Origin of the sequence: Alkalicoccobacillus porphyridii, assembly GCF_007293315.1 — a bacterium.
Classification (GTDB): Bacteria; Bacillota; Bacilli; order Bacillales; family Bacillaceae_D; genus Alkalicoccobacillus; species Alkalicoccobacillus porphyridii.
The window spans coordinates 1-265 of sequence record NZ_VLXZ01000251.1 but is presented as its reverse complement, the minus strand read 5'-3'; the positions used below and the strand labels follow the sequence as shown (position 1 = coordinate 265).

The window sequence follows — 265 nt, the reverse complement described above, 5'->3', positions numbered from 1 at the left end:
AACAACTACGGTTTTTCCGCGGCGGATTTGCTCAGCGGTCAGACCTTCAGTATCAATCGACAGGATCTTGCCAGTGTGACCGGTGCCGCTAACCATAACACGGCTGCCAGTGGTGATTGCGTTACGGTTACGATCGTAGGTCGTCATAGGTGTTTTCTCCTTTCTGATTTACAGTCGAAGCCCACGTAACGGGCGCAATATAAATACTCCTGTCGAGTGAAATATTTTTTGTTTTTGATCAAGCTCACATCTTTTTTGATGCATG

At 46.4% G+C, this 265-nt stretch carries 1 protein-coding gene; it reads right to left on the bottom strand.

Annotated elements, in window-relative coordinates; translation table 11 throughout:
- Window positions 1-147, bottom strand: a 147-nt coding sequence (ydfZ, locus tag FN960_RS24225; RefSeq protein WP_143850826.1) for a putative selenium delivery protein YdfZ, incomplete at its 3' end; no start/stop codon positions are given.
- Between the last annotated feature and the right edge of the window lie 118 nt (window positions 148-265).